Below are 22,461 nucleotides of genomic sequence, written 5' to 3' on the forward strand. Positions count from 1 at the left end.
ATGTGTGGAATTGTCGGCGCAGTCGCAGAACGTAACATCACCGCCATCCTGGTCGAGGGTCTCAAGCGTCTGGAATACCGTGGGTATGACAGCGCGGGTGTGGCGGTGTACACCAACGATCAGAAACTCGAGCGCGTACGTCGCCCTGGCAAGGTCAGCGAACTCGAGCAGGCACTGGCCGAAGAAGCACTGGTCGGTCGACTGGGCATTGCCCACACTCGCTGGGCGACTCACGGTGCGCCGTGCGAACGCAACGCGCATCCGCACTTCTCTGGCGATCTGGCCGTTGTGCACAACGGGATCATCGAAAACCATGAAGCCCTGCGTGAACAACTCAAGGCCCTGGGTTATGTGTTCACTTCGGACACTGACACCGAAGTCATCGCTCACCTGCTGAATCACAAACTCAAGGATCTTCCTGACCTGGCCGAAGCGCTCAAGGCAACGGTCAAGGAGCTGCACGGTGCTTACGGTCTGGCAGTCATCAGCGCGCAACAACCGGATCGCCTGGTGGCAGCCCGTAGCGGCAGCCCGCTGGTAATCGGCCTGGGCCTGGGGGAGAACTTCCTGGCGTCCGATCAATTGGCGCTGCGTCAGGTGACTGACCGTTTCATGTACCTGGAAGAGGGCGATATCGCCGAAATTTGCCGCGATAGCGTGCAGATCTGGGATGTCAGCGGCAAGGCTGTCAAGCGTGAGACTGTGCAGTATCGCGACGGCGCCGAAGCGGCTGAGAAAGGCGAGTTCCGCCATTTCATGCTCAAGGAAATCCACGAACAACCGACCGTTGTGCAGCGCACCCTGGAAGGTCGATTGAGCCCGAACGGTGTGCTGGTACAGGCTTTCGGCCCACAGGCCGCCGAGCTGTTCGCCAAGGTGCGCAATGTGCAGATCGTTGCCTGCGGCACCAGCTACCACGCCGGCATGGTTGCCCGTTACTGGCTGGAAGAACTGGCCGGTATCCCGTGCCAGGTCGAAGTCGCCAGCGAGTTCCGCTACCGAAAGGTCGTGGTGCAACCCGATACCCTGTTCGTGACCATCTCCCAGTCCGGGGAAACCGCGGACACCCTGGCTGCGCTGCGCAATGCCAAGGAACTGGGTTTCCTCGCCAGCCTGGCCATCTGCAACGTCGGCATCAGCTCGCTGGTGCGTGAATCCGACCTGACCCTGCTGACCCAGGCCGGTCGCGAAATCGGCGTGGCCTCTACCAAAGCCTTCACCACGCAACTGGTCGGACTGCTGTTGCTGACCCTGTCCCTGGGCCAGGTTCGCGGCTCGTTGGCCAAAGGCGTTGAAGCAACACTGGTTGAAGAATTGCGACGCTTGCCAACCCGTCTGGGTGAAGCACTGGCGATGGACAGCACCGTGGAGAAAATCGCTGAGCTGTTCGCCGAGAAGAATCACACCCTGTTCCTGGGCCGCGGCGCGCAATTCCCGGTAGCAATGGAAGGGGCGCTCAAGCTCAAGGAAATCTCCTACATCCACGCCGAAGCCTACCCGGCGGGCGAGCTGAAACACGGCCCGTTGGCGCTTGTGGATAACGACATGCCAGTGGTAACCGTGGCGCCGAACAACGAACTGCTGGAGAAACTGAAGTCCAACCTCCAGGAAGTCCGCGCACGTGGTGGTCAACTGGTCGTCTTCGCTGACGAGAAAGCCGGCATGACCAATGGTGAAGGCACGCACGTTGTGCACATGCCGCACATCCACGACATCCTGTCGCCGATCCTCTACACCATCCCGCTGCAATTGCTGTCGTACTACGTTGCCGTGCTCAAAGGCACCGACGTTGACCAGCCACGCAACCTGGCGAAATCGGTGACTGTGGAATAAGTTATCCACAGCTGATCGAATCTTGAAAAATCGCAGCCATCTGGTTGCGATTTTTTTATCTGAATCGAGGACACGCCCATGGACCGCTTCCAGGAAATGCAGGTCTTCGCCGCCGTTGCCCAGGACCAGGGCTTTTCGGCGGCGGCCCGGCGTTTGGGCATGTCCGCCGCCAGCGTCACCAGGGCGGTAGCAGCGCTGGAGAAGCGCATTGGTACGCAGTTGCTAACGCGCACGACGCGCACGGTTTATTTGAGCGAGGCGGGTCAGCGGTACTTGGAGGATTGTCGGAGAATTCTCGCCGAGGTGCAGGAAGCCGAGGACTCGGCGGCGGGCAGTCACGCCCAGCCCCGTGGGCAACTGACGATTACGGCACCGGTTTTGTTCGGTGAATTGTTCGTCACGCCGCTGATGGTGAGATTTCTCACGCAGTTTCCCGACGTGTCGATCAATGCCCTGCTGGTAGATCGGGTGGTGAGTATCGTGGAGGAGGGCGTCGATGTGGCCATACGCATCGGTGAGTTGCCTGACAGCAACCAGCACGCGATTCGGGTGGGTGAAGTGCGGCGGGTGATCTGTGCATCGCCGAAGTTTCTGGCCGCCCATGGTCGGCCAAAACATCCGCAAGAGTTGGCCCAGGCACCGATTATTGCGACGTCCGCGATTGGCCAGTTAAAACACTGGCCATTCCTCGAGCGTGGCGAGCCATTGAGTGTCCGAGCTGAACCGCGCCTGACAGTAACGGCGAATCAGGCAGCTATTACTGCCGCAGCGCTCGGGCTGGGCTTCACTCGAGTTCTGTCCTATCAGTCGGCGAGCAAAGTGGCAGCCGGGGAACTGGAGATCGTTCTGGCGGAGTTCGAAATGCCGGCATTGCCCATCCATGTGCTCTATCAGGGCGGGCGCAAGGCTGCGGCTCGAGTTCGGAGTTTTGTTGACTTTACGGTGAAGGCACTTCGAGAGCATCCGGCGCTGCAGGACTGAGTGCTTTGTTTCACCCGGCGAAATAATGGATTGCGTTTGCTGGTTATTCTGTTGTTTTGGTGACTGGTAGAAGATGACCGCGATCGGTGCTGACCTCTCCTGATAGCGCCACTGACCTGCGGAGTCGACCATGCAAGCCATCAAGCTCTACAACTTTCCACGTTCCGGCCACGCTCATCGTGTGGAACTGATGCTGTCGCTGCTGCAATTGCCGACCGAGTTGATTTTCGTCGACTTGGCCAAGGGTGAACATAAAAAACCGGAGTATCTGGCCCTCAACGCGTTTGGCCAGGTGCCGGTGCTGGACGACCAAGGCGTGGTGCTGGCGGACTCCAACGCGATCCTGGTGTACCTGGCGCAAAAATACGGCGCAGGTCGCTGGCTGCCAGCCGATCCGGTTGGCGCCGCCAAAGTGCAGCGCTGGTTGTCGGTCGCTGCCGGGCCAATCGCTTTCGGCCCCGCTCGGGCACGACTGATCACGGTGTTTGGCGCGCCCTACAACCCTGACGAAGTGATTCCTTACGCCCACAGCGTACTCAAGGTGATCGATCAGGAACTGGCCAACACGCCTTTCCTGGTCGGCAGCGAGGCCACCATCGCCGACGTGGCTGCCTACAGCTACATCGCCCATGCCCCGGAAGGCAATGTGTCGCTGGACGATTACGCCAACATCCGCGCCTGGCTGGCACGGGTCGAAGCCTTGCCCGGTTTTGTCGGCATGCCGCGTACTGTCGCCGGCCTGCAAAAAACTGCCTGATGTTTTTCGCCCGACCTTGTCGGGCCCTTCACGCTGTGCCAATGGCGCAGGGGAGACGCCGCAATGGACCATTCACCTTGGCATGCTGGCGAAAGAGAGTTGCAGGCGCATGTAGGCGTCAGCGAGCGAATGGACGTACTCGGTCGCAGGGTGATTCGCGACCATATGCCGGACCAACACCGCACCTTCTATCAGCAACTGCCGTTCATGTTGTACGGCGCGGTCGATGCTGAAGGTCATCCCTGGGCCAGCGTGCTTGAAGGTGAACCGGGTTTCGCCCATTCACCGGAACCGGGATTATTGCAGTTCAGCAGCTTGCCGGCTGCGGATGATCCTGCGCAGTTGAGCGTTGGTGCGGCGATCGGCTTGTTGGGCATTGAGCTGCATACCCGCCGGCGCAATCGCATCAATGGCCATATCGGCGCGATGACCGCGAGCGGATTTGCCGTGACGGTGGATCAGTCCTATGGCAACTGCCCGCAGTACATCCAACTGAGGCAGTTTCGTTCGGTGCCCCTGGAGGATCCTGCAACACGTCCTGCACAGCACTTCAACGAACTGGATGATGCGGCCAAGGCCACGATCGCCGAGGCGGACACCTTCTTTGTCGCCAGTTATGTGGACGTCGAGGGCGTGCGTTCGGTGGATGTTTCCCACCGTGGCGGCCAGTCTGGATTCGTGCGGGTGGAAAGCAATTGCCTGACCATCCCGGACTTCGCCGGCAACCTGTTTTTCAATACGTTGGGCAATCTTCTGATCAATCCCAAGGCCGGTTTGCTGTTCATCGATTTCAATTCCGGTGAGCTGCTGCACCTTAGCGGGCGCACCGAAATTATTCTCGAAGGCCCACAGGTTGAAGCGTTTCAAGGCGCCGAGCGTTTGTGGATGTTCCACGTGGAACAGATTGTGCGTCGTCCCGCCGCCCTTGCTTTGCGTTGGCGCTTTGACGGTGTTTCACCCACCAGCTTGCTCACGGGAACCTGGGAGCAAGCTGCGGCGCGCCTGCAAGCCAAGGCTTTGGGCGATCAATGGCGGCCGCTGCGGGTGGTGCGGATCGAGGCGGAAAGCCAGCACATCCGCTCGATCTACATGGCGCCAGCCGACGGCGCCGGGTTGCCGTTGTTCCACGCCGGGCAGCATTTACCGTTGCGCTTCAACATCGATGGCGAAACGCATATCCGCACCTACAGCCTGTCGAGTGCACCCTCGGATGACTTTTTCCGTATCAGTGTGAAACGTGACGGTCGGGTGTCTTCACACCTGCATGAACAGGTTCGCGTTGGCGATCTGCTGGAGGCCCGAGCACCCCAGGGGCATTTCACGGTGGCGCCCCATGAACGTCGGCCGCTGGTGTTGTTGGCTGCCGGCGTGGGTATCACGCCGCTGCTGTCGATGTTACGTGAGGTGGTCTATCAAGGCTTGCGCACCCGCCGTATCCGGCCGACCTGGTTCTTCCAGAGTTCGCGCACCTTGGCCGATCAGCCGTTTCGTCCCGAGGTGAATCGCTTGCTCGAGGATGCCGGGGACGCAGTCAGGGTGGTGCGCCTGCTCAGTCAACCGGAGCCCGAGGCTCGGGAGGGCGAAGATTTTGATTTGACCGGGCGGATCGATGTTCCACGGCTCTCGGAATTGCTTGAGGCCGACGACTACGATCAGCTGGATTTTGTTCTTTGTGGCCCCGGCAGTTTTACCCAGGCGATGTACGACGCCCTGCGCGAACTGGATATTCGCGACGCGCGGATTTTCGCCGAAACCTTCGGCCCCTCGACGTTAGTCCGACGTCTCGACCCCGACGCAGTGATCATCGAACAACCGCCGGCGGCGACCACCTCGGTGCCTGTGGTGTTCCAGCGTTCAGCCAAGGAGGCTCGCTGGCAGCCCGACGGCGGCAGTTTGCTGGAGCTTGCGGAAAGCCGCGGATTGCACCCGGAATTCAGTTGCCGTGGGGGTTCTTGCGGGACTTGCAAGACTCGATTGATCAGTGGCCAAGTCAATTATCCATTTCCGCCAGCAGAGGTGCCGGATGAAGGTCAGGTGCTGATATGTTGTGCAGTACCGGGTCAGGGCACGCAACCTTTGGTGCTGGACCTTTGAGTCACAGTCGCGGGAGCCATTGCCCGACGGTGGATGGCTGGGTAGGGTAGGAGCATATCGAAAAGGGCCGAGGAGGCCCTTTGTGCATTTCAGGGACAAGCGTTTACTTATGGTTTTTCTTACTCGCGTGATCATCTGGCTGATTACGCTGGCGCTGCTCAATGGTTGCGAACAGCAGGACGCGCCGCCACTCGATCAGCAACTCTATGTTTGGCAACGCCAATGGACCCCCGCCCACGAAGCCGCGTTGCGGGACAGTCGAGCCGATTTTTCCACTTTGCGCGTGCTGGCATTACAGGCCTTCCCCGGGGCGGGGTGGAGTCGGGCGCGGATTGAGCCGGCGCTGCTCAAGCGGGATGGCCGGTCGTTGATCGCGGTGATTCGCCTTGATGGCCAGCTTCAGTCGCTGAAGCAGGACGAGGTCACGCTGCAGATCCAGCAACTGATCAGCGATTGGCAGGGACAGGGTCTGAGCCTCACCGGCGTGGAAATCGACCACGATGCGGGCAACGCTCGGTTGCCCGCGTACCGTGAATTTCTTGCCCACTTGCGTACTGTGCTGCCGGCGTCCTTGGCCTTGAGCATCACTGCATTGCCGGCATGGCTCGATAGTCCAGAGCTGCCTGCCTTGTTAGCCTCCGTCGATAGCAGCGTGTTGCAGGCCCATGCCGTAAGCGATCCCCGACTCGGCTTGTTTGATCCCGACCTCGCTCGAAAATGGGCAATGGCCTGGAGCCGCATCACGTCGAAACCGTTCTTACTGGCCCTGCCGGCTTATGGGGTGGCGTTGTTGCCAAGTGTCGATGGTGCGCCCGTCGTGGAAAGCGAAGTAGCGATTCAAAGTAGCGGTAAGCGGCGGGAGTTATTGGCTGATCCACTGCAGTTGAGCAAGCTTGCTACACGGTTACGCGCGGATCCGCCGGCGCACCTGGCGGGTCTGATCTGGTTCCGCCTGCCTTTGGCGAACGACCGTCGAGCCTGGAGCCTGTCGACCTTGCGCGCGGTGTCCCGTGGCGAGGTCCTTCGCAGTCATCTGGCGCTGAACCTCACGCAGCACGAAGGCCTGTTTGACATCGGTATCAGCAATCAGGGCAACCTCGACAACGCCTGGCCCGAGCGCGTGACCCTGGCAGTACAAGGCTGCGAGGGGGCCGATGCGCTGGCCGGTTATACGTTGCAACAAAATCCGAATCTGCTTACCTTCACCCGCCTGCGCGAAGGTCGGATAGTGGCCGGCGGACAGCGCGCCATTGGTTGGGCACGCTGCGAAAAAATTGATCAAGGAGCTTCGAATGTCCACCCGTAACTGGCCCCGTCATCTGCTCTGCCTGAGCCTCAGCCTGCCAATGGCGGCCATGGCGTGCGGGCCGGACTTCCCCATGCGGCTGCTGGACAATCGAGATCACTCTCTGGCGGAGTTGCCGGAGGGCAATTTCAGTTTCGAGGTGAGTCGCCTCGGTCAGGCGATTGCCGGTCTCAAGGCTGCCACGGCAGCCACCCTTGTCCCTGGCCAGTCTTATGCTGAAGTCTCCGAACATGCCGAACAACGGGATCAGGCCGAGCAGGCGGGTTTAACCGATGAACAGCAGGCGCTGGTGAAAAAGTTGCGTGGCTTAACCGATCCCCGTGAAGTTGAAGCACAGGGCGCGAGCCTGCCCGCCGAGCTCAAGTTCTATCTGGCGGGCGCGGTGGCCTTCAATGCCGGCGATCAAACGCTGGCCGCCGAATACTTTCGCAAGGTGCTGGCGCTGCCCGCCGATCAACGGGCATTGCGCAGTACCTGGGCGGCCTACTCACTGGGTCGCGCGTTGTTCGCCATGAGTACACAAGCCGATGCCGCTCCCGACCTGCTGGAGCAATCGCGAAAAGCCTTTGAGCAAACGCGTCAGTTGAGCATCGACGGCTTCAGCGACCCGCTGGAACTGGGCGTCGCCAGCCTCGGTGAAGAAGCCCGCGTGGCTCGCTCGGCCGGCGACTGGAACCGCGCCATCGAACTCTATGCCACGCAAAACCTTCAGGGTTCGGCAGTGGGTTACACCTCGTTGAAGCTATTGATGGCCGATCTGGCGGCGATGCCGGAGGAGCAACTGGCCGGTTTGCTCAAGGGCAAACCAGTGCAACAGCTGGTGACGGCGTCGTTGATCAGCCGACTCGGATGGTCATTCGGTGATCAACCGCCGAACGAGCTGAAACTGATCAAGCTGCTGCAAAACAGCACGCGCGGTAGCCTCGATAACGCGGATCGCCTGGCGGCAATGAACTATCAACAGGGTGATTACGCAAGCGCCCAGGCCTTCCTGGAACATGCAGGCGATGGCGGTCTGGCTTGGTGGCTGCGAGCAAAACTGGCGGTGCGCGCAGGCGATAAAGCCGCTGCGGCCGCGGCATATGCCAAGGCTGCCCAGGCGTTCGCGCAGAATGAATCCTGGGGCGACCGCAGAACGCCGGACTTCGATTACGAAACACTGCAGCCCAAGTGCCGCGTCGAAGGTGAAAGCGCAATTCTTGCGCTGCAACGCGGGGAATACCTTCAAGCGTTCGATCAGTTGTATCGCAGCCAGGACATCTATTGGCTGGACGCGGCCACCGTTGCCGAGAGAGTGCTGACGGTGGATGAGCTCAAGCAATACGTCGACAACCAGGTACCGGCACCGCCAGCGCTGAGCCAGCAGGACCGCGATAACTACGTGCCGTTGTCGGTGGCGGCGAAGCTGCGCAATCTGCTTGGGCGACGATTGTTGCGCGAAGAACGTTATGACGAAGCAACGCCTTACTTCGACAGCGTCGAATTGCAAAGGAAGGCCGCATGGTACGGGCAGCTACGCAACGATGCCGAATCCAGATGGTGGCCGAGTAAAAGGGCATTCGCGTACTTCCAGGCAGCGACGTTGGCTCGCTACGATGGCATGGCGCTGCTGGGCTACGAGATGGCGCCTGATTATGCGACGTTCGACGGCAACTACAGTCTCGCCAGCAGTGAGCTGAAGGTCGGGCCTGTAGTCAGCGAGGATGAAATCCATCGCCAGCAAGCCAGTGCTGCCCAGCCCGATCAACGCTACCACTATCGATTTGTTGCCACGGCATTGGCCAGTCGCGCCGCCGACCACCTTCCTCATACCAGCCAGGCTTTTGCCGCCGTGCTGTGCGCTGGGTCGTCGTGGAACTCCAGCCCGGAAGAACAGCGAGCCATCTATCAACGTTATGTGAAGGAAGGCCCCTACGTGAGCTGGGCGGCTGGTTTCGGTCATCATTGCCCTTATCCCGACTTTCAGAACGCGGACAAGCGTTACGTCACGCAAGCGACGGATTCTGTGCGTGCGGCGCTGCGTCCCTACAAAACAACTTTGCAATACGCTGGCGTCATCGGGGTAACGGCAGTGGCGCTGCTGCTGATCAACCGCCGCCGCAAGACGCGATAAGATTCAAGCCTGTTGAACAAAGGTCAGCCGCACGGCGAATCCGATCAACAGGCTACCGAACAGCCATTGCTGCAGGCGCTGGGCGCCGGGGCTGCGTTTCAGCCAACGACCCAGCGCGGCGCCGCTCAAGGCGTAGGCACTGTCGAACAGCAAACCGACACCGACCAACACCGTTCCCAGCAACGCAAATTGGGCAAGCACCGGTCCGTTGTGTGGATCGATGAACTGCGGCAGCAACACCGAGCAAAACAGTAGCGCCTTGGGGTTAAGCAGATTGGTCAGTAGACCGCGGCGGATCGCTTCGCCCCAGCGTGGTTTTTCATCTGTCGCACCTGGACCGTTCAAGCTCGGCAACATCGTTGTGCGCAGACACTGGATACCGATCCACAGCAGATAGGCCGCACCGACCAGGCGTACCACGTCGAAGGTCCAGGGCGCTGCCTTGAACAATGCCGCCAACCCCAACGCCGCCAGCACCACATGACAACCGCGGGCGATACCGAGGCCGACCGCCGTGGCCAACGCCGCACCTTTGCCCTGGCGGGCGCCTGTTTGCAGCAGCAGGATCATGTCCGGGCCCGGTAACAGATAGACCACTGCCAGCGCCATGAAAAACAACCACAGTCCCGCCATGTCTTACCCCTGTTCGTTGTCGATTCAGTACGGCCAGTCTAGGGGCGGAGGGCAGGGCATGTGCTTGCGTAGTTCGCTTCTATAGCGGCCGATTTTGGCATAACCTGCCAATAAATCTCAGCTCAGTTAGCAGGATCTGCCAAACCATGAAACTGGACGCTTACGACCGCAAAATTCTCGCCGCGCTGCAACGGGATGGGCGCCTGAGCAATGTGCAATTGGCTGAGGAAATCGGTCTGTCTGCCTCGCCCTGTTTGCGTCGGGTGCGGATGCTGGAAGAGGCCGGAGTGATTCGTGGTTATCAGGCCAGTCTGGATCGAGATGAAGTCGGGCTCGGGCTGACCGTGTTCGTCGGGGTGAAAGTCGAGCGTCATAACGATGAACAGGCTGAAGCCTTTCGCCTGGCGGTGACCGCATTGCCGGAAGTGGTTTCGGCGTTTCTGGTGTCAGGAGAATCGGATTTTCTGTTGCAAGTGGTGGTGCCGGATCTACGTGCTTACGACCGATTTCTCACTGGGTGTTTGTTGAAACTGCCGGGTGTGAGCGATATCCGCAGCAACTTTGCGATTCACACGGTTAAAACACCGGGGGCTTTGCCGTTGGGGCATCTACCGCTTTAGACTGCATGGGCTCGCTCCTACAATCGATCTGTGGCGGTCACAAAACACTGTAGGGGCGAGCTTGCTCGCGATGGCGAAAAATCGGCTTACATTTGTGTCGCCATCCCCTCCACATTCATCGCCGCCTGGCGCAAGGCTTCGGAGCGGGTCGGGTGGGGATGACAGGTCAGGGCAATGTCTTCGGCGGACGCGCTGAACTCCATGGCCACGCAATACTCGCCAATCATTTCACTGACGCTCGGCCCCACGAGATGCACACCGAGGATTTCGTCGGTGCGCTCATCGGCCAGTACCTTGGCGAAGCCTTCGGTTTCGTGATTGATCTTTGCCCGGCTGTTGGCGGTAAAGGGAAACTTGCCAACCTTGAACGCACGACCTTCGGCCTTCAATTGCTCCTCGGTCTTGCCGACACTGGCCAGCTCGGGTTTGGTGTAGATGACGTTAGGGATCAAATCGTAATTGACCTCGCCAGCCTTGCCGACGATCTGCTCGACGCAGGCCATGGCTTCGTCTTCGGCCTTGTGCGCGAGCATCGGGCCGGACGTCACGTCGCCAATCACCCAGACGCCCGCGGCTTCGGTGCGATGCCCCTTGTTGTCGAGCATGCCGCGTTTATCCGTGGCGAGGCCAACGTTCTCCAGCCCCAGGCCTTGGGTGTAAGGCCGGCGTCCGATCGCCACCAGTACGTAATCGGCTTCCAGCGACTCGGCGGTGCCGCCCGCGGCCGGCTCGATGCTGAGCTGGACACCGGTGGCGGAGGTTGTGGCGCTGGTGACTTTTGAACTCAATTTGAAACTGATGCCTTGCTTGCTCAATGAACGTTGCAGGGTTTTGCCTGCTTCGGCGTCTACCCCCGGGCAGATCCGGTCAAGGTATTCGACCACCGTCACTTGCGCCCCCAGGCGCCGCCAGACCGAACCCAGCTCCAGGCCAATCACCCCGGCGCCGATCACCACCAGGTGTTTCGGCACTTCGGTCAGTGACAGTGCGCCGGTGGAGTCGAGGATGCGTTGGTTATCGATGTCCACGCCGGGCAGGGGAGTGGGTTCGGAACCCGTGGCAATGATGATGTCTTTGCAACTCAGTTCCGTCTTGCCCCCGGCGCTATCCGTCACGGTGACTTTGCCTGGCCCGTCGATGTGACCCCAACCCTTGATCCAGTCGACCTTGTTTTTTCGAAAGAGAAACTCGATGCCCTTGGTCAGCCCGGTCACGCTGTCGTCTTTCTGTTTCATCATCTGGGTGAGGTTGAGCGTGGGTTTGACCTCGATACCCAAGTTGGCGAATTCCGCACCCATGGCCGCGTCGTAGAGTTCAGACGCGTGCAGCAATGCCTTGGAGGGCATGCAACCGACGTTCAGGCAGGTGCCGCCGAGCGTGGCGCGCCCTTCAACGCACGCCGCCTTCAATCCCAGTTGGCCTGCACGAATCGCTGCGTTGTAGCCACCGGGGCCACCGCCGAGTATCACGACGTCATAAGTGCTCATGGATTTACTCCTGGTTTAAAAGCGGATCGGGAGGGTAAAAGTAGTCTTTGAATAAAATTACGAACGTAATATGAATGTTTCCATGCATTTCGGTCAAGGCTTCAGCCTAGCGACAGGTAGCGGATCTTTAGATAGGACGATTGAGTACGAAAATTTCACCAGTACCGTTATATCGTAACGAATGCAGCGTGGGCAAAGCTAAACACAGGGGTGGTATGCAAGTCGATCTCGAAGAGGGTGAGGATGGAGCGCAAGTAGCCAGGCTGCCGCGCTTTCAGCAGGCGATTTTTCAAGGGCGACGATTGCGTCAGTTCGCCATCGGCCTGGGTGCGCTCGCAGCACTGGGCCTTGTGCTGGGTTTTTTTGTCGAGTTGTTTGCGCCGCATTCCCTTTGGCCTGCTCTGTTGTTCAATCAGAGCGCCGCGTTGCTGGTGCTGGTTGCTGGCTTGCAATCCGCCTGGTGGGTGACGCATTGGCGTGCGCGGGCGATGAATCCCTTGGCACCGCTGGTCGACGCTGATGAGGCTGAAGGCCCGGAGGGTTGGTACGAACGGTTGCTGGAGCGAATCAGTCAGCGCTGGCTGAAGCTACTCAGGCAAATCGGTGCCCCGACGCTGTGGCTGGGTGGTTGGGCGCTGCTGGCGTTGCTGTGCGTTGAACAGGCCTGGGACCTTGCTTTACCGCCATCAGCGCTGGGAATGTCGGCGGCTATCGGTGCGACCGTGGCGTTATTGCTGGCCTTTGGTTTGCTGGTTCTGGAGCGTCAGCTTGCGCAGCAAAACAGCACTGAATGGCCCGAGGCAGGCGCCTTGGCGCAGCTGATCCGCATGGTCATCATCAGCCTGGTACTGGGCGCGGCATGCCTGTTTTTCGGCAATGAAAATTCGGTCTGGCCGGTGCGCCTGGCAGTACTGATCGGCTTGCTGCCGGGGTTCGTTGCCTTGGAATTACTGCTGCGCGCTGTCCTGTCATTGTTCAGCCCTCGCCGCGAACAATTGGAACCTGCAGTGCTGGCGCGTAGTTTTGGCGCCGACCTGTTGCGCTGGCCGCCGCAGCCATTGCTGGTGTTGCAACACGAATTGCACAACCGCTTCGGCATCGACCTTCGGCAGATCTGGGCTCTCACTTACATGCGCCGGGCATTTTTGCCTGTGCTGGGCGTTGTAGTCCTCGTCGGTTGGTCGCTGACCGGTGTCCACGAAATACCGTTGCAAGGGCGGGGTATCTACGAGCGCTTCGGCAAGCCGGTGACAGTGTTGGGGCCTGGTCTGCACGCAGGTTTACCGTGGCCGTTGGGCCGTGTGTTAGCCGTTGAAAACGGAGTGGTTCACGAGTTGGCCACCAGTGTCGGCGAAACGTCAGCACCGATGCACGTAGACCCCGCCGACGGGCCGGCACCGATGACCGCCAACCGGTTGTGGGACGCCAGCCATGTGAATGACAAATCCCAGGTGATCGCCAGCAGCCGTGCCGACAAGCAGAGCTTCCAGATCGTCAACATGGACGTGCGTTTTGTTTACCGCATTGGTTTGAGCGATCAGGCGGCATTGGCGGCGACCTACAACAGCGCAGATGTGCCGACGCTGATCCGCAGTACCGCCAGTCGCATCCTGGTCCACGATTTTGCCTCACGAACCCTCGACGGTTTGCTCGGTGAGGATCGGGTAGGGCTAGCTGAAGAGATCGGCCGTGCCGTGCAGGCCGACTTGGAAAAACTCGACAGCGGCGTGGAGATTCTCGCCACGGTGGTCGAAGCCATTCATCCACCGGCGGGTGCCGCAAATGCCTATCACGGTGTGCAAGCAGCGCAGATCGGCGCTCAGGCCTTGATTGCCCGAGAACGTGGAGCCGCCGCCGAAGCCACCAACCAGGCGCAGTTGCAAGCGAGCATTGCCCGCGACCAGGCCATGGCAACTGCCCATGAAATCAACGCGACGGCCAAGGCCGCCGACCTGAAATTTACCGCCGAACAACAGGCGTATGCGAGTGCCGGCCAGGCCTTCGTGCTGGAGCAATACCTCAGCCAACTTTCCCAGGGCCTGGCCAATGCCAGGCTGCTGGTCCTCGATCATCGCCTGGGCGGCAACAACAATGCGCCGACCATCGATCTGCGTACATTCACGTCGCCGGTTGACCCTGCGCCGTCGCGTAAAACTGCCCAGCCTGGAGCCGCCAATTGAGCCAGTTACATACTCACGACCACGCTGACCACAGTGGCCACAATCACGGCCATGGCGGACATCATCACCATCACGACCACGGGGATCCACAAGAAGCCGGCCCATTCCCTTGGCGACGCATGGTCTGGGCGGCTTTATTGGTGGCGTTTGCCGTAGCGGCCGCGAGCCTTGTCCAGGTGCGGTCGGGCGAAGCCACGGTCATCACGCGTTTTGGCAATCCATCGCGGGTATTGTTGGAACCGGGGCTTGGCTGGCGCTGGCCAGCGCCGTTCGAAGCAGCGATCCCGGTGGATCTGCGGTTGCGTACCACATCCAGTGGTTTGCAGGATGTGGGGACGCGCGATGGCTTGCGCATCATCGTTCAGGCTTACGTGGCCTGGCAGGTGCAGGGTGATCCGGACAATGTGCAGCGCTTCATGCGCGCCGTGCAAAACCAGCCGGACGAAGCAGCACGGCAGATTCGCACCTTCGTTGGCTCGGCCCTCGAAACGACGGCCAGTAGTTTCGATTTGGCCAACCTGGTGAACACCGATGCCAATCAGGTGCACATCGCCGATTTCGAAGCGCAGTTGCGTAAGCAAATTGATCAGCAGTTGCTGACCACCTATGGCGTGCGAGTGCTGCAAGTCGGCATCGAGCGATTGACCTTGCCGTCGGTCACGCTCACTGCGACAGTCGATCGCATGCGTGCCGAGCGCGAAACCATCGCCACCGAACGCACCGCCATCGGCAAGCGCGAAGCGGCGCAAATTCGCTCGGCCGCTGAACGTGATGCGCGAATCGTCCAGGCCGATGCCACAGTGAAAGCAGCAGACATCGAGGCGCAGTCCCGGGTCGAAGCCGCGCAGATTTATGGTCGCGCCTACGCCAGCTCACCTCAGCTTTACAACCTGCTGCGCTCGCTAGACACCTTGGGCACGGTGGTCACGCCGGGGACGAAGTTGATCCTGCGGACCGATGCCGCGCCGTTCCGGGTGTTGGTTGACGGTCCGCCGACACTCGAAAACCAACCCGGGTCGCGGCCATGAATTTGGTTCCACGTGGAACAAATGAGTTGAGCAGCCCGTGGATTCAGGCCGGGCGCTTGGCGTTTCTCGCCCTGTATGCGGTGACGGTGTTGGCCGCTTTGGTGTGGGCGTTCTCCAATGTGCGGCAGATTGATCCACAGAATCGCGCGGTGGTTTTGCACTTCGGCGCGCTGGATCGCATGCAGAATGCCGGATTGCTTTCGGCTTGGCCGCAACCGTTTGAACAGGTGATTTTGCTGCCGGCGGCGGACCGGATAATCGAGCGTCGAGTGGACAATCTGTTGCGCACTGACGCCGCATTGCAGGCTGATCGCGTGGCCAGTTTTGCAACGCCAATCAGTGATGCGCTGGCGGGTTCCGGTTACCTGCTGACGGGGGATGCCGGCGTGGTGCAACTGGATGTACGGGTTTTCTACAAGGTCACGCAGCCCTATGCGTTCGTGCTTCAAGGCGAGCATGTGCTGCCGGCCCTGGATCGTTTGGTGACCCGCAGTGCCGTGGCACTCACTGCGTCACGGGATTTGGACACTATCCTGGTCGCGCGCCCGGAGCTGATCGGTGCAGATAACCAGGCAGCCGAAAGGCGCGAGCGTTTGCGGGGTGACTTGGTGCAAGGCATCAACCAACGCCTCGCACAATTGGCTGCGACGGGGCAGGGGCTGGGGATCGAAGTGGCGCGGGTCGATGTGCAATCGAGTCTGCCGGGTCCTGCAGTCAACGCCTTCAATGCCGTACTGACCGCCAGCCAGCAAGCCGACAAGGCCGTGGCCAACGCGCGCACTGAAGCCGAGAAGCTGATCCAGGCCGCCAACGAACACGCCGACCGCACGCTGCAAGTCGCTCACGCCCAGGCGAGTGAGCGGTTGGCGAAAGCGTCTGCCGATACCGCCACCGTGATGAGTCTGGCCAGCACGCAACAACAGGGTGTGGACCCGCAAATGCTGCTGCGAATCTACCGCGAGCGGATGCCTAAAATTCTCGGTCAGGCCGGCTCAGTCACCACGGTTGATCCGAAAGACGATTCCCGCCTGATCATTCAGGGAGCTGCACAATGACCGCTCAATCCGCCGCTGCACCGAGCATGTTGTCCTCGGCCGAACAACGCAGCGCCGCCCGCCAACTGGCTCTGGCCATGCTCGCACTCGGCTTGCTCACGCTGGGCCTTGTATGGCGCTGGTGGTCGCCGGAACAGACCGGCGTGAGCCAGTTGCTGCTGGGTTTTGCTTGCGTGCTGGTGGCCGTGCCCGTGATGCGTTCGGCCTGGTACAGCCTGCGGTACCCGAGTCTGCATGGCATCACCGATCAACTGATCGCCTTGGCCATGCTCGGCGCGTGGGCGACAGGCGATTTGCTGACTGCTGCGTTGCTGCCGATCATCATGATCTTCGGCCATGTGCTGGAAGAGCGCAGCGTGATCGGTTCGCAGGAAGCCATTCATGCCCTCGGCAAATTGACACGCAGCCACGCGCGCAAGATTCAGGCTGACGGCTCGGTCGTCGAGGTCGACAACGCCACGCTCAGGGCGGGCGATCGGGTGGAAGTTCGAGCGGGTGATCGTGTGCCGGCGGACGGTCGGGTGTTGTCCGGGCAGGCGAGTCTGGACACCGCATCCATTACCGGCGAGTCAGTGCCGATCGAGGCAGGCGTCGGCATGGCCGTATTTGGTGGTGCGATCAATCTCGATGGCCTGCTGCGCATTGAAGTGACCCGGACCGGCGACGAATCGACCCTCGGCAAAGTGATCGCGCTGATGCAGAACGCTGAGCGTTCCAAGCCGCCGATCACCCGGTTGCTGGAACGTTACGCCGGTAGCTACCTGGTGCTGGTGTTGCTGCTGGCCGCTGTCACCTGGTTCATCACCCACGATGCCCAGGCGATGCTCGCGGTATTGGTGGCAGCCTGTCCTTGTGCGTTGGTGTTGTCGGCACCCGCAACGGCCATTGCCGGGGTAGCGGTGGCAGCGCGCCACGGCATTCTGATTCGCAGCTCGGCGTTTCTTGAGGAGCTGGCAGACCTGACATCCCTGGTGGTCGACAAGACTGGAACCCTGACCTTCGGCACCTTGCGCCTGCAATCCATCGACAGCCCGTTGGCGGAACGCGACCATGTCCTGAAACTCGCCGCGAGCCTCGGGTCCGCCAGCAGTCATCCGGTTAGCCGGGCGCTGGCTGGGCTGGTGACACCAGAGCATTTTCTGTTGCTGGCGGACATTCACGAGCGTCAGGGTCTGGGTGTGGTGGCCATGACGGAGCAGGGCGAGGCCGCGCTTGGGCGGCCGGAGTTGTTCGACCAATTGGGTATAACGACCTCAGACGTTCCCGTCCACGACGGCCCCATTGCCGGGCTGGCGCTCAACGGTGAGTTTCTCGCCTGGCTGTTGTTGGCCGACAGCGTCAAACCGGAAGCGAGGTTTGCCTTGAGCGAGCTGAGGGACCTTGGGTTGGGCAGGCAGCTTTTACTTACCGGCGACCGGCAGAGTGTCGCTCACGCGCTCGCCCGGGATGTCGGCATCAGTGATGTCGAGGCGCAGGCCTTGCCCGAGGACAAACTGAATCGCGTGCTGAAAGAAATCGGAAACGGGTTTCGACCTATGGTGGTGGGCGATGGCATCAACGATTCCCTGGCGCTCAAGGCTGGCGTTGTCGGTGTGGCGATGGGCGCGGGCGGGGCAGACATCGCACTGGCTTCAGCGGATATCGTGCTGATTGGCAGCGACCTGCGTCGCCTCGGCACCTGCGTGCGTTTGAGTCGACAGTGCCGTCAGACCCTGCAGGTCAACGTGATCATCGGCCTGGGTTGGACCTTGGCGATCGTTGCTTTCGCGGCGTTTGGCTGGCTTGGGGCAGCCGGTGCGATGATCGCGGCGTTGCTGCATAACCTCAGTACGTTACTGGTGTTGGGTAATGCCGGGCGTTTATTGCGCTTTCAAGAGCCGTTACTCAAGGTCAAGGACGAGTAATGAGCAGGCTTTAAAAATACAGAACTGTCCGCCGAATTTGCAGTCCTCTAGGTGAGAGCGGTCATTTCTGTGAATTCAGGGCAGTCCTGGACTCTTAGGGGATCGCTATCAAATCGATAGCCAGCTATTTTTCAAGGATGGTCTAACCTCTCAGCAGACGTCTGAAACAAGGGGGATTTTCCATGCTCGCGCATCTTCCACCGGCCTTACAGAATCTGCAGCTACCGCTACGCCTGCGACTCTGGGACGGCCATGAATTCAATCTGGGGCCGACGCCCAGTGTCACAATTGTGGTCAAGGACCCACAAATGGTTTCCCAGTTCACGCATCCGAGCCTGGACGCGCTCGGGGCGGCGTTCGTCGAGGGCAAACTGGAGCTGGAAGGTTCCATCAGCGATGTGATCCGTGTCTGTGATGAGTGGAGCCAGGCATTGCTCGGTGACCTTGACAGTCAGCCTGTGCGCACCGCCCACGACAAGGAGACCGATGCCAAGGCGATTTCCTACCACTACGACCTGTCCAACGCGTTTTATCAGCTGTGGCTCGACAGCGACATGGCCTATTCCTGCGCCTATTTCGAGACCGGCAGCGAAACCCTTGAGCAAGCCCAGCAAGCAAAATTCCGCCACCTGTGTCGCAAGTTGCGGTTGCAACCCGGTGAGTATTTGCTGGACGTCGGCTGCGGTTGGGGCGGATTGGCGCGGTATGCGGCCCGTGAATTCGGTGCGAAAGTATTCGGGATTACCCTCAGTAAAGCGCAATTGGACCTGGCTCGTGAGCGTGTTAAAGAGGAAGGCCTGGAGGAATTGGTCGAGCTGCAATTACTCGACTACCGCGACCTGCCTCAGGACGGGCGCTTCGATAAAGTGGTCAGCGTCGGCATGTTCGAACACGTTGGTCACGCGAACCTGGCCGAATACTGTAAAACCCTGTTCGGTGCGGTGAAAGAGGGCGGCCTGGTGATGAACCACGGGATTACCGCCAAACATACGGATGGCCGCCCGGTTGGACGAGGTGCCGGGGAGTTCATCGAGAAGTATGTGTTCCCCAACGGCGAACTGCCGCACCTGTCGATGATTTCTGCCGAGATCAGTGAGGCAGGGCTGGAGATCGTCGACGTCGAGAGTCTGCGCCTGCATTACGCACGGACCCTGGATCACTGGAGCGAACGTCTGGAAGACAACCTTGAGGCCGCCTCGAAACTGGTGCCGGAGCAAGCCCTGCGTATCTGGCGCCTGTACCTGGCCGGCTGCGCCTACGCGTTTGCCCGTGGCTGGATCAACCTGCACCAGATTCTCGCGGTGAAGGCCCACGCCGATGGCAGCCATGAGCTGCCGTGGACACGAGACGACATCTACAATCCCTAGAGGATGGGTGAAATAAGCCGGGCGATCCGCATGCCGACCTGCTGCAAGCGGTGGGTCTCCCGGCCTTCGTACTTGGCGATTTCGTGGGCCTGGTCGAAGTCATCGTTGAGCATTTGCTCCACCTGGGCGGCAAACGCGCTGTCGACCGTCAGCAGCATCACTTCGAAATTCAAACGAAACGAACGGTTGTCCATGTTGGCGCTGCCAATGGCGCTGATTTCGCTGTCGATCAACACTACTTTCTGATGCAGGAACCCGGGCTCATAGCGGAATACCCGCACACCGGCGCGCACGGCTTCAAAGGCATAGAGGCTGGAAGCGGCGTAGACGATGCGGTGGTCGGGCCGCGACGGCAGCAGAATCCGCACATCCACCCCGCGCAGGACCGCCAGGCGCAACGCCGCGAGGACCGCTTCGTCAGGGATGAAATAGGGGCTGGTGATCCACACGCGTTGTGTGGATGCATGGATCGCTTCGACGAAGAACAGTGAACAGGTTTCGTAGGCGTCCGCCGGGCCACTGGCGAGCATCTGGCAAAGTACCCCGTCATCTGGATACACCTGCGGCAGAATCAGCTGTGGTAGTTCCCGGGCCGCCCAGAACCAGTCTTCGGCGAAGGACTCCTGCATGCAGGCCACCACTGGTCCACGTACTTGCACATGGGTATCGCGCCAGGGGGCCAGGGGTGGTTTCTCGCCCATGTATTCGTCGCCGACGTTGTGGCCACCGACGAAGCCCAGAATACCGTCGACGACCACGATCTTGCGGTGGTTGCGAAAGTTGACCTGGAAGCGATTGAGCCAGCCGCTGCGAGTGGCAAAGGCTTTGACCGCGACACCGCCATCGCGCAGCGACTGGACGTAAGCATGGGGCAGGGAGTGGCTGCCGATGCGGTCGTAGAGCAGGTAGATCGCCACGCCTTCGCTGGCTTTTTGCAGCAACAGGTCACGCAGGCGTCGGCCCAGGCGGTCGTCGTGGATGATGAAGAACTGCACCAGTACGGCTTCCCGGGCCTGGCTGATAGCGTGGAAAATCGCCTCGAAGGTCGCCTGGCCATTGATCAGCAACTGCACTTCATTGTTTGCCAGGCAAGGCATGCGCCCGAGCTTCGGCATCGCCCTTAATGACGCGTAGGCGCTGGACGCTCGGGCGGTGAGGGCTTCCTCCACCCAGGGGCGCCAGTTGAGCTCTGAGACAGCCTTGCGCATCTCCTCGTTGGCCTGGCGCCGCGCCTTGATATAAGCGTCGAAGGAGCTGCGGCCGAAGACCAGATAGGGGATGAGTGTCAGGTAGGGCATGAACAACAATGACAAGGCCCAGGCAATCGAGCCTTGGGCCGTGCGGACGGTCAGCACGGCGTGGATTGCCGCAATCAGGCCCAATGAGTGCAGCAGTGCGATGACGTAGCCAAAAACATGCGGTCCAAAATAATCCATGGGGGCTGCCTTGCTCCTGAAGATTCAATGCTTAACAGACCATGTTCCGTGCAGAATGTCGCTATTTAATTGGCCCATGAACCGAAGCCTGCCGGCGACGTCTAACGGCCACTACTGATCAGGAGTTACTCGATGAACGTTCGTCTGCTGGGTTTGGCCATGGCATTTGGTGTGGTACTTCCTGTGGCGGCTCAGGCGCAAATGCTGCAGCCAGGTTTGTGGGAATTGACCTCGAGCAACATGAAAGTCGATGACCAGAACCTGCCGGATCTGCAACTGCTCCTTGGCCAGATTCAAAGTCAGATGACCCCTGAACAGCGCGCACAGCTGGAGAAACAGGGCATCACCATGGGCGGCAAAGGGATTCGGGCGTGCCTGACGCCAGAGCAGGTCAAGAGCGACAATATTCCGCTGACCGACCCGCAATCGGGCTGCACCCAGCAAATCACCGAGCGGACCGGCAACCAGTGGAAATTCCGTTTCAGTTGCCCGAAAGCGCAAGGCGCGGGTGTTGCCACGTTCCTCAGTGATCGCGAGTTCACCACCAAGGTCAACGGTACGTTCAACGCCACCGGTATCCAGCAGAAGGGTAGCCTGGATACCCGTGCCGTCTGGTTGGGGCAGGATTGCGGAACCGTCAAGCCACGAGCCTGAACGTTAACTTCGCGGGCAAGCCTGTAGGGCTTGCCCGCGAAATCCGTTCAGACACCTGAACTCCCCGGCTGGCCCAGCCACTCACACACCGCCTCAACCTTCATCCTGCCAAAATCCTCCCCGTTGCGATTGCGCACGCTGACATACCCGCCAGCCTTCTCCTTTTCGCCTACCACCACCAGGTACGGCACTGTCTGACTGTGATGGCGAATCTTGTGGCGCACTTTTTCGTTACGCAGATCCGCCAGGGCGCGCACGCCACTGCGGCGCAGGCGTTCGGTGACTGCATGGGCATAGCTCGTCTGCCGGTCATCCATGCTGACCACCACCACATGGGCCGGAAGGCGCCAATCCTGTAATTCCTGGTGACTGGACCAACAGGTGCCATAGATGCGTTGCTGCAAGGTGCCGTTGATGTGATCGAGGGCAAAGGCCTGCAAGACCCGGGTGGTGGGGACATGCGGGCCGCTGGTCAAATAGTCGGAGTCCCCGAGGCGGTACAGCGACAGATTGGGGGAAGACGGGGAGAGGTTCGGACTGCGGCGGATAGAATGGTTAGTCGCCGCCAATGACTGCATGCGCGCTTCGATCAGCGGCAGATCGGTGCCCATCATTGGGCGCTCGACAGTGAACTCGCAATAGAACCCGTCACCCAGCGCCGAACTGGTTCGCAGCTGAGCATGGGCATGCAACTGCTTGACCGCCATCGCCAGCATCAGCGAGCAGGAGCGCCGGAGGATCTCCAGGCCGTCCGGTTCCTGCGGCGTCACGACACTGACCCGGGCATTGGCCCGGATCATGAACTCACAGTCCACCAACAGGCCATCCACCCGACCCGCTACCGCCGCGTTGGCCAGCCCGGGGCCAATACTTGCGGCAACCTCATGCACGGACAGCGGTTGATCGTATTCACGCATTGAACCATCGGGCAAGGTGATCTGGATCATGATTGTTGTTCTCGAATGCTTCGATCACATGCGTAGCGGATAAACCTTAGATCCATCCCCGGTCGC

At 60.3% G+C, this 22,461-nt stretch carries 17 protein-coding genes; 13 read left to right on the plus strand and 4 right to left on the minus strand.

All coding sequences use genetic code 11. The features are described from left to right. The 6 genes from glmS (at window position 1) to ACYP2Q_RS09365 (ending at window position 9,084) form a co-directional block, all read left to right on the plus strand. Window positions 1-1,833, plus strand: coding sequence for a glutamine--fructose-6-phosphate transaminase (isomerizing) (gene glmS, locus ACYP2Q_RS09340; protein WP_459730210.1), 1,833 nt, complete (start codon window positions 1-3; stop codon window positions 1,831-1,833). A gap of 78 nt (window positions 1,834-1,911) precedes the next feature. Then, on the plus strand, window positions 1,912-2,814 hold the full coding sequence (locus tag ACYP2Q_RS09345; RefSeq protein WP_459730211.1) for a LysR family transcriptional regulator: 903 nt from the start codon (window positions 1,912-1,914) through the stop codon (window positions 2,812-2,814). A gap of 130 nt (window positions 2,815-2,944) precedes the next feature. After that, a complete protein-coding gene (locus ACYP2Q_RS09350; RefSeq protein ID WP_459730212.1) occupies window positions 2,945-3,571 on the plus strand; it encodes a glutathione S-transferase family protein in 627 nt (208 codons plus the stop codon). 63 nt (window positions 3,572-3,634) lie between these two features. Next, window positions 3,635-5,665, plus strand: a complete 2,031-nt coding sequence (locus ACYP2Q_RS09355) for a 2Fe-2S iron-sulfur cluster-binding protein (RefSeq protein ID WP_459730213.1) — start codon at window positions 3,635-3,637, stop codon at window positions 5,663-5,665. A gap of 109 nt (window positions 5,666-5,774) precedes the next feature. Further along, window positions 5,775-6,971 carry a DUF3142 domain-containing protein gene (locus ACYP2Q_RS09360; RefSeq protein ID WP_459730620.1) on the plus strand — a complete coding sequence of 399 codons (1,197 nt, stop codon included), beginning with the start codon at window positions 5,775-5,777 and terminating at the stop codon, window positions 6,969-6,971. Continuing rightward, on the plus strand, window positions 6,958-9,084 hold the full coding sequence (locus ACYP2Q_RS09365) for a hypothetical protein (RefSeq protein ID WP_459730214.1): 2,127 nt from the start codon (window positions 6,958-6,960) through the stop codon (window positions 9,082-9,084). The genes ACYP2Q_RS09360 and ACYP2Q_RS09365 overlap by 14 nt, the downstream gene beginning before the upstream one ends. A 3-nt stretch (window positions 9,085-9,087) precedes the next feature. Here the strand turns inward: ACYP2Q_RS09365 and ACYP2Q_RS09370 are convergent, their stop codons facing one another. Next, complete coding sequence (locus ACYP2Q_RS09370; RefSeq protein ID WP_459730215.1) at window positions 9,088-9,717, minus strand: LysE family translocator; 630 nt, start codon at window positions 9,715-9,717, stop codon at window positions 9,088-9,090. A 146-nt stretch (window positions 9,718-9,863) separates the two neighbouring features. On the opposite strand from ACYP2Q_RS09370, the gene ACYP2Q_RS09375 reads away from it, so the two are divergent. Beyond that, the gene (locus ACYP2Q_RS09375) at window positions 9,864-10,337 is read left to right on the plus strand and encodes an Lrp/AsnC family transcriptional regulator (protein WP_248686030.1); all 474 of its coding nucleotides are present in this window, start codon (window positions 9,864-9,866) and stop codon (window positions 10,335-10,337) included. Window positions 10,338-10,423: 86 nt separating this feature from the next. Here ACYP2Q_RS09375 and lpdA read toward each other — a convergent pair whose 3' ends face one another. Next, entirely contained in the window at window positions 10,424-11,824 is a 1,401-nt protein-coding gene (gene lpdA / locus ACYP2Q_RS09380) for a dihydrolipoyl dehydrogenase (protein WP_459730216.1), read from the minus strand. A gap of 215 nt (window positions 11,825-12,039) precedes the next feature. Between lpdA and hflK (ACYP2Q_RS09385) the strand changes: the two genes are divergently transcribed. The 5 genes from hflK (ACYP2Q_RS09385) (at window position 12,040) to cfaB (ending at window position 19,358) form a co-directional block, all read left to right on the plus strand. Beyond that, window positions 12,040-14,004, plus strand: coding sequence for a protease modulator HflK (gene hflK / locus ACYP2Q_RS09385; protein WP_459730217.1), 1,965 nt, complete (start codon window positions 12,040-12,042; stop codon window positions 14,002-14,004). Then, window positions 14,001-15,032: a protease modulator HflC gene (hflC, locus tag ACYP2Q_RS09390; RefSeq protein WP_459730218.1), complete on the plus strand. Its 1,032-nt coding sequence runs from the start codon at window positions 14,001-14,003 to the stop codon at window positions 15,030-15,032. Before hflK (ACYP2Q_RS09385) ends, hflC begins: the two co-directional genes overlap by 4 nt. Further along, the gene (gene hflK, locus ACYP2Q_RS09395; RefSeq protein WP_459730219.1) at window positions 15,029-16,087 is read left to right on the plus strand and encodes a protease modulator HflK; all 1,059 of its coding nucleotides are present in this window, start codon (window positions 15,029-15,031) and stop codon (window positions 16,085-16,087) included. The genes hflC and hflK (ACYP2Q_RS09395) overlap by 4 nt, the downstream gene beginning before the upstream one ends. Next, entirely contained in the window at window positions 16,084-17,991 is a 1,908-nt protein-coding gene (locus tag ACYP2Q_RS09400; RefSeq protein WP_459730220.1) for a heavy metal translocating P-type ATPase, read from the plus strand. Before hflK (ACYP2Q_RS09395) ends, ACYP2Q_RS09400 begins: the two co-directional genes overlap by 4 nt. A 182-nt stretch (window positions 17,992-18,173) precedes the next feature. Further along, on the plus strand, window positions 18,174-19,358 hold the full coding sequence (gene cfaB, locus ACYP2Q_RS09405; protein ID WP_459730221.1) for a C17 cyclopropane fatty acid synthase CfaB: 1,185 nt from the start codon (window positions 18,174-18,176) through the stop codon (window positions 19,356-19,358). Here cfaB and cls read toward each other — a convergent pair. Further along, window positions 19,355-20,794 (minus strand): cardiolipin synthase, encoded by a 1,440-nt coding sequence (cls, locus tag ACYP2Q_RS09410; RefSeq protein ID WP_459730222.1) that lies wholly within the window; start codon window positions 20,792-20,794, stop codon window positions 19,355-19,357. The genes cfaB and cls overlap by 4 nt on opposite strands. 132 nt (window positions 20,795-20,926) lie before the next feature. Between cls and ACYP2Q_RS09415 the strand changes: the two genes are divergently transcribed. After that, window positions 20,927-21,448: a DUF3617 domain-containing protein gene (locus tag ACYP2Q_RS09415; RefSeq protein ID WP_459730223.1), complete on the plus strand. Its 522-nt coding sequence runs from the start codon at window positions 20,927-20,929 to the stop codon at window positions 21,446-21,448. Between the two features lie 47 nt (window positions 21,449-21,495). Here the strand turns inward: ACYP2Q_RS09415 and ACYP2Q_RS09420 are convergent, their stop codons facing one another. Beyond that, the gene (locus ACYP2Q_RS09420; protein WP_459730224.1) at window positions 21,496-22,395 is read right to left on the minus strand and encodes a His/Gly/Thr/Pro-type tRNA ligase C-terminal domain-containing protein; all 900 of its coding nucleotides are present in this window, start codon (window positions 22,393-22,395) and stop codon (window positions 21,496-21,498) included. Between the last annotated feature and the right edge of the window lie 66 nt (window positions 22,396-22,461).

This window comes from Pseudomonas sp. MHK4 (assembly GCF_054600775.1).

Bases quoted from the DNA above. Each gene is read 5' to 3' on its own strand.
- lpdA (WP_459730216.1), bottom strand. From the start codon at position 11,824: ATGAGCACTTATGACGTCGTGATACTCGGCGGTGGCCCCGGTGGCTAC.
- hflK (WP_459730219.1), top strand. From the start codon at position 15,029: ATGAATTTGGTTCCACGTGGAACAAATGAGTTGAGCAGCCCGTGGATT.
- ACYP2Q_RS09350 (WP_459730212.1), top strand. From the start codon at position 2,945: ATGCAAGCCATCAAGCTCTACAACTTTCCACGTTCCGGCCACGCTCAT.
- ACYP2Q_RS09420 (WP_459730224.1), bottom strand. From the start codon at position 22,395: ATGATCCAGATCACCTTGCCCGATGGTTCAATGCGTGAATACGATCAA.
- ACYP2Q_RS09345 (WP_459730211.1), top strand. From the start codon at position 1,912: ATGGACCGCTTCCAGGAAATGCAGGTCTTCGCCGCCGTTGCCCAGGAC.
- cfaB (WP_459730221.1), top strand. From the start codon at position 18,174: ATGCTCGCGCATCTTCCACCGGCCTTACAGAATCTGCAGCTACCGCTA.
- glmS (WP_459730210.1), top strand. From the start codon at position 1: ATGTGTGGAATTGTCGGCGCAGTCGCAGAACGTAACATCACCGCCATC.
- ACYP2Q_RS09365 (WP_459730214.1), top strand. From the start codon at position 6,958: ATGTCCACCCGTAACTGGCCCCGTCATCTGCTCTGCCTGAGCCTCAGC.
- ACYP2Q_RS09375 (WP_248686030.1), top strand. From the start codon at position 9,864: ATGAAACTGGACGCTTACGACCGCAAAATTCTCGCCGCGCTGCAACGG.
- ACYP2Q_RS09415 (WP_459730223.1), top strand. From the start codon at position 20,927: ATGAACGTTCGTCTGCTGGGTTTGGCCATGGCATTTGGTGTGGTACTT.
- cls (WP_459730222.1), bottom strand. From the start codon at position 20,794: ATGGATTATTTTGGACCGCATGTTTTTGGCTACGTCATCGCACTGCTG.
- ACYP2Q_RS09370 (WP_459730215.1), bottom strand. From the start codon at position 9,717: ATGGCGGGACTGTGGTTGTTTTTCATGGCGCTGGCAGTGGTCTATCTG.
- ACYP2Q_RS09360 (WP_459730620.1), top strand. From the start codon at position 5,775: ATGGTTTTTCTTACTCGCGTGATCATCTGGCTGATTACGCTGGCGCTG.
- hflK (WP_459730217.1), top strand. From the start codon at position 12,040: ATGCAAGTCGATCTCGAAGAGGGTGAGGATGGAGCGCAAGTAGCCAGG.
- ACYP2Q_RS09400 (WP_459730220.1), top strand. From the start codon at position 16,084: ATGACCGCTCAATCCGCCGCTGCACCGAGCATGTTGTCCTCGGCCGAA.
- ACYP2Q_RS09355 (WP_459730213.1), top strand. From the start codon at position 3,635: ATGGACCATTCACCTTGGCATGCTGGCGAAAGAGAGTTGCAGGCGCAT.